We start from the raw sequence: 6,081 nt of genomic DNA, 5'->3' as shown, positions 1-6,081 counted from the left end.
CGCCAGCGTTCAATCTGAGCCATGATCAAACTCTTCAATTTAAGATTTTGTTCGGCTCAATGAATACTGAACATTACATAAAGTAATGTTTGAATTGACTGTGCTGAATCTTTCGATTCAATGGTCACTTCGTTTCATTGAAACCTAATTTGATACCGAGGTATCTAATTGGATTATCATCAACGAGTGCCCACACAGATTGATAGGTCTATATTTTTAAAGAGCTTTTCTAACAAACTTGCCGCTTCAGCGCCTCGTCGTTAGGGGTGCGTATCTTACGCTTTCCGTTTTGAGAGTCAAGCATTTTTTCAAATTCTTTTTTCTCTCTTTCCGACTCGCTGTGTGACTTTCGTCTCACTCCGTGTCGGTGGATGCGCAGTATAGGGAATCCAGAAATGAGCGCAACCCTTTTTTTGAAAAAAACTTACCAAGCGGTCACTAATCCATCAAATGCGTTATATCTGCATATTTCTTCGTCACATTTGAGACATATCACAGCAATTGGTTGGAAAAACACCAACCATATACGTAAGATCCATGTGTCTATTTTGTTAATAGGCAGACAATCTCTTTATCATCTATATGTAGTAATCAAAATGACGTCTAAAAAAAATCTGACTTTGTGTGCTGGGTTGGCGGTCATTGGGGGAATAATCTTCTCTCAGTTACCTGTGCCACCTGCCTTGAGCTTTGTTATCGGTGTTATCGCTACTGCTTTTCTTTTTTCACTTTCTAGCAAAACACCTGTTCTTCAATCTTCGGATTCCGATCCTTCAACTAAAACGCTGTATGTCGGCAACCTTCCTTATAAGGCTAATGAGAGTCACGTTCGTGATTTGTTTGCTGAGTACGGACAGGTTTACGCGGTACGCTTAATGAAAGATAAGCGTACAGGTAAAAGAAGAGGGTTTGGTTTCGTAGTGATGGCAGCGGCAGATGCAAAACCTGCTATCGCTAAACTTAATGAGAAGGAATATATGGAGCGTACGCTTAAAGTGCGTATTGCAAACGACCCTAAACACCCGGAAGGCGGTAAACCTGAACAGGATTAAAGCCTAAGTTCGCCAAACAGGTATTCAGTGCATCTTCTTGCCAAGGAGGTGCACTGGCATAAATCTTCTTACTCCCCTCTTCTCTACTCTCTTGCTTCATGTCATTAAGCAATAATGCTTTCACACGACGCGCAATGGCTTCACCCGAATCAACTAACGTTACTTCACCACCCAATGCTTGATGTATTTCTTCTTTGATTAGAGGGAAGTGAGTACAGCCCAGTACTGCGACATCTACTTTATTACGCAGTGGGAGAAGAATGCTTTCCAGCTCTGAAAGAGAAATACTTTCACCACGCAGCTTTTCTTCTGCCATATCCACTAGTCGAGTCGAGCCTAATAACTCGACAGGTTTACCTTGAGCAAAGTCGCGAATCAGTTCATGGGTATATTGACGAGTCACTGTCGCCGGCGTAGCAATTAAACCAACGCCTTGAGAAGCAAGTAGTGATGCCGGCTTTATCGCAGGAACTACACCAACAACTGGGATAGATAGATTAGCACGCAGTGAAGGCAGCACTATGGTACTTGCGGTATTGCAGGCGATGACCACGATGTCAGCTTGATGCTCTTCGACCAACGCTGCCACCAGCTTATTAACACGAGTAATCAGCACATCTTGATCGAGTTCACCATACGGATAGGCTTCGTTATCGAACAGATACAAGTAATCCATATGTGGCAGAAGTCGGTGGATTTCTTGGAAGACCGATAACCCTCCGACACCGGAATCAAACACTAGGACTTTTTTCTTACTTGATGCTCGCACGAGTCTTACCTGCAAATTAGAGACTCGGCGATCATACTGGTTAGATTTGTTTTGGCAATGCTTTGGCTTGGTATCTTTGATGACTGAATCGCTCCCCTATTTCCACTTCAAGCATAGTCAATTCTATATGTCCTTGAAATGAAGGGGTTGATGTCACCAATGTATGGAATTCGCCATTTTCTCCGCAGGGATCAATATGACCGGGGAATGACTCTATTAGTGCTTTGTCATACCAACGTCCACACCACTCCGACTGCAACACTTCTCCATCGGTCGTTACCAGCATGGTTTGAATGCCACGCTCGACAATTTCAATTGCTAACGCCCTGCTCTCTTCTCCTAGCAAAGGGAAGACACACTCCCAACCAGCAGGCTCAATATAGCTACGTCGATAATCGGCGATACCATTACAAAACATATCGCCAAACGCGACCGCTTCTACATTCAGTCCACTGTTTTGTAATGCATTAACGATAATCGATTGATAAATGTCGTTACTCGGGAAGACTTCTGGCAGCTCAATAGTAATGAGTGGAAGACCAAGTAAGTCTGCCTGCATTTGCACAACCTCTAATGGCGTCGCTTGGAAAGGCACTTCTTTATCAACGTAGGTGGTGTACAAGCCAACCACCTGATAAAGCGGATTCTCGTTTAGTCGCTCCAACGTTAGCGTAGAGTCTTTGCCACTCGACCAGCTGACCACGACACGTTTTGCTTTTGTCATTAACTTTCCTCGTTACCTATTTCCACTCGGACCTGACTCACAATAAGAAAGACCGCCGATGTGGCGGTCTTATTAGATTTGATTAGAAGCGGTAGTCTGCCGAAACAAAGTACTGGCGCCCTGGTGTGGCGTAACCAGTGTACATCTCGTAATCTTTATCAAAAGCGTTGCTTAGCTTCGCGTTGATATCCCAGTTTTGGTTTACTGCGTAAGAAGCCGTAAAGTTCCATAGGCTGTAGCTCGGCAACCTTGTGCTGCCATTAAAGCGTTCACCTTGGTAAAGATATTGCGAGCCCAACGTCCATTGGTCAAACGTCGCGTAAGCGTTCCACTTAGCACCACGCTTAGAGCGGTAAGCGAGTTGCGTATCTTCTGCGCCAGATTTATCGACAGGGTCTTTATAATCTAGGTAGAACTCATGAGATACGATATCTGTATCGAGTTTCACTTCTAGTTCGACACCCTTGATCTCAGCTTCACCAACATTTTGCATGCCAGCGCCTTCCCAAATCAACATGTTCTCAATTTGGTTGTAGTAACCCGTTACCGTCCAATCAACAATCGATACAGCACCAGATAGCGACAGCTCGGTATTTTCTGATTCTTCTGGTTTTAGGTTTGGCATTTCGTAGCCTGGGTAATACAAATCAACAAAGCTCGGCGCACGGAAAGCAGTACCATGGCTCAGGGTTAACTCATAACCTTCGTAAAAACTCCAACCCGCAGCAGTTTGCCACGTGGTGTTGTTACCAAACTGGTTGTTGTCGTCATTACGAACACTTGCTTCTAACGTCCATACGTCATAAGCGTATTGAGCAATGGCGCTTATACCAAAGTTGGTTCTTGGGTTCTTTTCTGGATCGTAACTCTGGGAAGGTCCCCAATCACTTGGCGCAATGTAGCCCTTAGCGAGCTTTTCTGTGCGGTAGTCCAAACCACCACCAACGCTCAACTCTTCGTTTACGCTGTACGAGTTCAACCAAATCGCATTGAACTGTTCAATAGCAACGTGATCGCCGATTGATTTGCTTTGACCTGATTTATGGTCATAGTTGTCTTGTTGGCCGTAAGCCAGTTTAAATTCAGATGAGTAAACGTCTTTGTTGTATTCCAACGACAGATCGGCGCCGACATACTCTACTTCACCGGTTTTCTTCTCGTGCTTATCAACCGTGCCCCATGCAGGATTACCATAGCTACTGTTGTCGTAGTCGTACTCATTGTTGTAAGCACTCACCCCAACGTAACCAGATAAATTGTCAGAAAAGTTTTGTTGGTAGCCTAGTTTTAGGTTGAGCGTTTCAAAGCCGTGCTCATCTCCATCATTTACACCCGGCAACGGTTTCACATTGAAACCATCGGTTTTCTCGTAGCCTAGAACACCTTTAAAGTGTTTACCGTCACCTACCGGCTTAGAGACAACAAACGTCCCTTTCTTATGGTTATCCGACCCATAGCCTGCCGAAACACGGCTCGCGTCATTATCAATGTCTGCACGAGTAATAATGTTGATTACGCCAGAAATCGCTTCTGAGCCATAAATCGAAGCACGCGCACCACGAATGTAGTCGATACGTTCAATAGAATTGATTGGAAACTGATTAAAATCGACGCCGCCCATAATCGCACGAGGCATACGCACCCCATCAACTAAAACGAGTACTTGAGACGAGCTACCACCTCGAACGTAGATAGATGCGGATTGACCACGCCCACCGTACTGGGCAACTTCAACACTCGGTAGTGTACGGAACACATCAAACAGACTGTTTGCTTGCAGGCGCTCAATATCTTCTTTAGTGACCGTAACGGTTTGTGCGAGAACCGCACCATCAATTTGCTGGAATCGGTTTGCGGTAACCACAACCGTTTCGTCTGCAGAGGCTTCTTGGGCCTGTAAATAAAAGGTAGGTGAAAGCAGCGATGCACACGTGATCGCAAGAAGTGTTTTTCTCATTGTATTGTCCTAAATCGCGTAATTCCTACCGAGCCCTACTCATATTGAGCAGTCCAGTGCTGTGGCTCAGTTGCTGGCAGGTATTCGGACTTAAGAGCGAGATTACATCACCTACTTGCTCGACTTCCCACATAAACTAATGCAGTGTCTTGTTGAGCGTTCGTTCTCTTTTACCGCTGCGCGTCAGTTCTGGATTTCCACCAGATTCCCATTTCAGCCATCTAGATTGCTAGATAGCACCAGCTTGGGGCAAATACTATTAAGCTATTGATTATTTGTCCAGCCAATATTACCCCTGACAATTGTAACGATTTGGTTCATTCGTGTATCAACTGACACAGAACACACTATCTTTAAATCAATTGGGGCACAAAACTGGACATCCTATTGAGATTGAATAAAATCTGCGCTCTTAAATTGAATGCACCATAAAAGGTAAGATCATGGCTACTCTTGATGTAAATCCACAACGCTACCAAGAACAACTGGCTGAAAAAGTCGAACGTCTCACTGATATGTTCGCGCCATACAACGTGCCAGAACTGGAAGTGTTTGAATCACCAGAGCAGCACTACCGTATGCGTGCTGAGTTCCGTGTTTGGCATGAGGGTGAAGACCTTTACTACATCATGTTCAACCAAGAAACTCGTGAGAAATACCGCGTTGACCAATTCCCAGCAGCAAGCCGTCTGATCAACGACCTGATGCCACTATTGGTTGAAGCGATGAAAGACAACGAATCGCTACGTCGCAAACTCTTCCAAGTCGATTTCCTATCGACGCTAAGCGGTGAGATTCTGGTTTCACTGCTTTACCATCGCCAACTTGATGAAGAGTGGATTGAAAACGCGAAAGCCCTTAAGCAGCGTTTGAATGATGAAGGCTTCAACCTAAACATCATTGGTCGTGCTCGTAAGATGAAGATTGTCCTAGACCGCGACTACGTGATCGAGAAGCTAGACGTGAATGGTCAAAGCTACATCTACCAACAAGTTGAAAACAGCTTCACTCAGCCAAACGGTAAAGTAGCAGAGAAAATGTTGGAATGGGCAGTCGACTGCACTCAAGAAAGCACTGGCGACCTACTAGAACTTTACTGTGGTAACGGTAACTTCTCTCTGGCGCTGGCACAAAACTTCGATCGCGTTCTCGCAACAGAGCTAGCGAAGCCATCTGTGGTTTCTGCGCAATACAACATTGCAGCAAACGAGATTGATAACGTGCAAATCCTACGTCTATCAGCAGAAGAGTTTACTCAGGCAATCGAAGGTAAGCGTGAATTCCGCCGCCTACAAGATGCGGGTGTGGATCTGAAGAGCTACAACTGCAATACGATTTTTGTCGATCCACCACGCTCTGGTATGGATGTCGACACTTGTAAGATGGTGCAAGGCTACGAGCGCATCATGTACATCTCTTGTAACCCAGAGACACTTAAAGAGAACTTGGACATTCTATGCGAAACCCACAACGTGACACGTTTTGCTCTGTTTGACCAATTCCCTTACACACACCACATGGAAGCAGGTGTACTGTTGGAACGTAAAGCGTAATCCACCAGCATCAGACATAAAAAAAG

The 6,081-nt window shown here is 45.0% G+C and carries 5 protein-coding genes and 1 riboswitch; of the genes, 2 read left to right on the top strand and 3 right to left on the bottom strand.

Annotation, left to right across the window (positions count from 1 at the left end; translation table 11 throughout):
- The first annotated feature begins 596 nt into the window (after positions 1 to 596).
- Positions 597 to 1,052 carry an RNA-binding protein gene (locus tag KIO97_RS22520; RefSeq protein WP_038890960.1) on the top strand — a complete coding sequence of 152 codons (456 nt, stop codon included), beginning with the start codon at positions 597 to 599 and terminating at the stop codon, positions 1,050 to 1,052.
- Here the strand turns inward: KIO97_RS22520 and murI are convergent.
- From murI to KIO97_RS22505, 3 genes are all read right to left on the bottom strand, one after another.
- Positions 1,015 to 1,821: a glutamate racemase gene (murI, locus tag KIO97_RS22515; protein ID WP_045381901.1), complete on the bottom strand. Its 807-nt coding sequence runs from the start codon at positions 1,819 to 1,821 to the stop codon at positions 1,015 to 1,017. The genes KIO97_RS22520 and murI overlap by 38 nt on opposite strands.
- Before the next feature lie 40 nt (positions 1,822 to 1,861).
- Positions 1,862 to 2,545, bottom strand: coding sequence for an adenine nucleotide alpha hydrolase (locus tag KIO97_RS22510; protein ID WP_285383990.1), 684 nt, complete (start codon positions 2,543 to 2,545; stop codon positions 1,862 to 1,864).
- Positions 2,546 to 2,627: 82 nt separating this feature from the next.
- Positions 2,628 to 4,502, bottom strand: a complete 1,875-nt coding sequence (locus KIO97_RS22505; protein ID WP_285383989.1) for a TonB-dependent receptor domain-containing protein — start codon at positions 4,500 to 4,502, stop codon at positions 2,628 to 2,630.
- 57 nt (positions 4,503 to 4,559) lie between these two features.
- Positions 4,560 to 4,761, bottom strand: a riboswitch (cobalamin riboswitch).
- Between the two features lie 184 nt (positions 4,762 to 4,945).
- On the opposite strand from KIO97_RS22505, the gene trmA reads away from it, so the two are divergent.
- The gene (trmA, locus tag KIO97_RS22500) at positions 4,946 to 6,055 is read left to right on the top strand and encodes a tRNA (uridine(54)-C5)-methyltransferase TrmA (protein WP_005438477.1); all 1,110 of its coding nucleotides are present in this window, start codon (positions 4,946 to 4,948) and stop codon (positions 6,053 to 6,055) included.
- Positions 6,056 to 6,081 lie beyond the last annotated feature (26 nt).

It is taken from the genome of Vibrio sp. B181a, assembly GCF_030248375.1.
In the GTDB taxonomy this organism is placed as follows: domain Bacteria; phylum Pseudomonadota; class Gammaproteobacteria; order Enterobacterales; family Vibrionaceae; genus Vibrio; species Vibrio campbellii.
The sequence above is the reverse complement of the archived record's forward strand: the minus strand, read 5'-3'. Positions and strand labels throughout refer to the sequence as shown.